The sequence below is a fragment of the Maribacter zhoushanensis genome, assembly GCF_029350975.1.
Classification (GTDB): domain Bacteria; phylum Bacteroidota; class Bacteroidia; order Flavobacteriales; family Flavobacteriaceae; genus Maribacter; species Maribacter zhoushanensis.
Genome location: NZ_JARKMR010000017.1, coordinates 1 through 3,617, shown reverse-complemented (window position 1 = coordinate 3,617; position 3,617 = coordinate 1). Strand labels below are relative to the sequence as shown.

At 31.1% G+C, this 3,617-nt stretch carries 4 protein-coding genes; all 4 read left to right on the top strand.

Translation table 11 applies throughout. The features are described from left to right. The first annotated feature begins 271 nt into the window (after positions 1–271). A complete protein-coding gene (locus tag PXD56_RS18580; protein ID WP_276494817.1) occupies positions 272–1,180 on the top strand; it encodes a hypothetical protein in 909 nt (302 codons plus the stop codon). 269 nt (positions 1,181–1,449) lie between these two features. Next, positions 1,450–1,707 (top strand): hypothetical protein, encoded by a 258-nt coding sequence (locus PXD56_RS18575; RefSeq protein WP_276494816.1) that lies wholly within the window; start codon positions 1,450–1,452, stop codon positions 1,705–1,707. Between the two features lie 322 nt (positions 1,708–2,029). Next, positions 2,030–2,686, top strand: coding sequence for a hypothetical protein (locus PXD56_RS18570; protein ID WP_276494815.1), 657 nt, complete (start codon positions 2,030–2,032; stop codon positions 2,684–2,686). Positions 2,687–2,917: 231 nt separating this feature from the next. Further along, the gene (locus PXD56_RS18565; RefSeq protein ID WP_276494814.1) at positions 2,918–3,529 is read left to right on the top strand and encodes an outer membrane beta-barrel protein; all 612 of its coding nucleotides are present in this window, start codon (positions 2,918–2,920) and stop codon (positions 3,527–3,529) included. Positions 3,530–3,617 lie beyond the last annotated feature (88 nt).

The following is a 3,617-nucleotide window of genomic DNA, read 5'->3' as shown; positions in this document are numbered from 1 at the left end:
TTTGTTGAGTGTTCATATCTTATTGTTTTAGAGAACTTTAAAGATACTCGACTTGCTGCTTTTTCATCGATGCTAAACGTAATGCGGAGTTTAGGGCAAAACCGAAAGGTCTGTGTATATTTATAATGTCGCTAAATCTTATGGATTTAGCTTTGGACAATAAAAAATAAAACTAAACAATAAGCTTTAGCTTCGTGCGCAAACGGAAACGAAAGGTTTCCTTACCACCGCACTAGGCTTAGCTCAGTCGTTGTAAAACATTTGAAAATAAATGAAGGAATTTTTCGAAAATTATGGTCTTTACAAAGCATTTGTATTACACAAAGAGTATACAGCTGGGGGAAATAAATTTGTTATACCAACAGATTTTGTTGGACAAACTTTTGAATACAAATGTGAAAAAGAAGATGCGTTTAGAACTTTTGAAATTGAATTAGAGTTATCTTATGAGCCCTACTATGGTATAATGTATAACTTATCTGATGAATTCATAGTAGACGGAAAACTAAATCATACTTTCAAAGCAATTTGTAGATGTAAGTCTTGTAAAAAATATCATGTGGAATTTCAACTTCATGTATATTCTAACGATGTTATAACTAAAGATTTAAAACGTATGAGCAGACCTATTTCTAATGCTCCTGCACCACCACCTCCTAAAATTAAACCTGACATTTTTATAGAAAAAATTGGAGCTCTTCCAAAAATAGAAATTACCCCTAACAAATTAATTACTAATTATTTTGACAGGGAATCTAATAAGTGGTATTACAAAGGAATTAATGCATTAGCTCAGAATTTTGGAATAGGAGCATTAGCATACTTTCGTAGAATTGTAGAAAAAGAGTTAATTCATATTATAGAGAGTATCAAATTATTACCAGATTCTCATAATGCTGAAATTCAAAAATTGTTGGACAAGCATAAAGAAAATCCTAAAGTCAGTACTATCTATGATAATATATTTCAACATTTACCCAATTCATTAAAAGTACTTGGAGACAATCCAATTAAGCTATTGTATAATCAAACTTCAGAAGGACTTCATTCTTTAAAAGAATCAGAGTCTCTTGAAAAAGCTAGTAAAATATTAGTATTACTGGAATTCGTGATAAAAAAAATTAATGAAGAAAGGTCTGAAATAAAAGATTTGAAAGACATTGTCAAAGGGCTAAAATAAAAACGTTTTACAACAACACCTATAAACAATACGGGCTTCGAGCCTTAACGAAAGGTTTGTGTATTTTTATGAAGTCCGCAAAATCTTTGGGATTTTGCTTTAAACAATAAAAAGAAAAAACAAAACAAAAAGATTTCGCTATGTGCGTGGCGTAAAGCAAACGCTAGTTTGCTCCCGTACTGTTCATAGCTAAACCGTTGTAATTAATGGTGAAAAAATATTTCGTGTCATTAAAAATTTGTTATTACATTCTTTAAAATAGAGTTTTAATGAAATATTTTGAAAATAGAGTAACAGAATATAAAGAGTACTACGAGCAAATTCGTAGAGACACAGTAAACTCTTCTGCATGTAGAATTTCCTCGGCTGAAATAGACGAAATAGATGAAATTTATTCGCTTTATCTATTATATGAAAACAATCTCCTAGGAGCACTCAAAGAAGAGTTTGATAACAAACTTCAAAAATTAAACACTAGATTAACAAAAGACCAAATATTTACAGTACTTAAAAATCTTGATATTTGATTCTTAAAAATATTCCTTTTACAAAACTACTCGCAATCCAATCATTAATTATAATTAATGAACACTTAGCAATCAGAACGCTATTGGAGACACTCTTCACTAATCGTTGCGCAGATGGACTTCTTAGCTAGTTTGCGCAAATGGACCTTACTCAAACGCAACTGTTATGTTGATGCACCTTTTTGCTTGTTCATGAATACAACCAATCTGAACGAACTAATTTCGCAAGCAAAACGTGCCAAGCAGAACGGAAACCACTAATTACAACAATGCCTATAATTAATGCGGGCTTAGGTTTTAAAGCCAAGTTCTGTGTATATTTATGAAGTCGCTAAATCTTTGGGATTTAGCTTTGGAACAAAAAAAAAGAAAAAGCGAAACCCAAAGTTTTAGCTTAGCGCGAGACAGGAAATCCGCTGGATTTCCGCCCCGCACTAATCATAGCCTCACCGTTGTAAGCAATTTGAGAAAAACGATGCACACTAAGTTTAAAATTGAATTATTTGATGAAACCGAAGTTGAGAGACTTCCGATTCACTATGAAACGATTGAATACTTTGAAAAATTTGTGATGGAAAATATACTGTTAAAATTTAAAATTATTCTCAATAGTAAATGGACTCATAGTTTCGGAATTTTCTTTGACTCGACAGATTATAAAAATATCCCAGAACACCTGAAAAGCTTTGACGGAATTGAAAAATATTTAGTAATTCTTCCGCCAAATACATTTTCAAAAGAATCAATTAAAAGTTATTCCGTTCAATTTTTCGTTTCTAAAATAAAAGATAATTCAAAAGGAGAATTTATTGGATTTTGTGAAATGATGTCAGATTTTATCGAAACATTTTTTGTTCTGAATTATAAAAAAGTGAAAGAAACCGATTTTATAAATATCCGAGCAAATATTGATTGGGAATATCTGAAATCTATAAAATACCCAGCAGATTTGAAAGACCAACATTTTGTAGGGGAATGAAAGAAAAACTGCTTACAACACGATGTATAAAACATAGCTAATAAGTGTTAAACCGAAAGGTTTGTGTAAATTTAGAAAGTCCGCCAAACTTTTAATTTGGCTTTTAAAAAAGAAAAGTTAAAAACAAAATAAAAAAATTCGGCTCTGTGTTAACCCGAAAAGTTAGTATCTTTTAACACGCTACGTTTCATACACAAGTCCGTTACAAACAATTTAATTTACCCATAGTAAATGAAAGAAATCATTTTGCTCTTAAGCCTTTTTATATTCTTTTTAAGTGCTAAATTAAACGCTCAACAAAGTAATACATCATACGGAATTCAAGCAGGAATGAATTATTCAAGATATACTCCTCGTTTTCCTGAACCCGAAGTCGAAGGCTTTCGTTATGCAGGCATAATCGGTTTCTATGCAGGTGGTTTTGTCAATTTCGAAATTAACGAGAAACTAAAAATACAGCCTTCTTTAATTTTCGCATTTCAGGGTAGTAAATTTATATTTGAAAATATAAAGTACCGCAATGTCGATTTTAATTTCAGTGCGAAAGTTGTTGAATCAACCATCATTATACCTGTTGCGGTCCAAAATTACTTAAGTAAAAAATTCTATATCGAAGCTGGACCTCAAATTGGATACACTATTAGTACCCGAGGTACTTTTGATGATGGAACAGCTTCTGAGACTATTATGAACAACGACAAACTAGATTTCGGATTTTTTGCCGGTATGGGCTATCAGTTAAATAAATATTTCACACTTAATTCTAAATACCTTATTGGTATAATTAAACGAAGAGATATTAAAACTGCTGTATTGAATATCGGAATTGAATATCGCTTTTAAAAAAACTGTTTGTAACAAAACCTCCTATGAAAAGCCTTAGTCCAGTTTCTTAAAGTTAATTAATATTTTCTTTTTTGCCTTAAACCAC

Excerpts from the sequence above, each read along its gene's own strand:
- PXD56_RS18580 (WP_276494817.1), top strand. The coding sequence starts at position 272 with ATGAAGGAATTTTTCGAAAATTATGGTCTTTACAAAGCATTTGTATTA.
- PXD56_RS18575 (WP_276494816.1), top strand. The coding sequence starts at position 1,450 with ATGAAATATTTTGAAAATAGAGTAACAGAATATAAAGAGTACTACGAG.
- PXD56_RS18570 (WP_276494815.1), top strand. The coding sequence starts at position 2,030 with ATGAAGTCGCTAAATCTTTGGGATTTAGCTTTGGAACAAAAAAAAAGA.
- PXD56_RS18565 (WP_276494814.1), top strand. The coding sequence starts at position 2,918 with ATGAAAGAAATCATTTTGCTCTTAAGCCTTTTTATATTCTTTTTAAGT.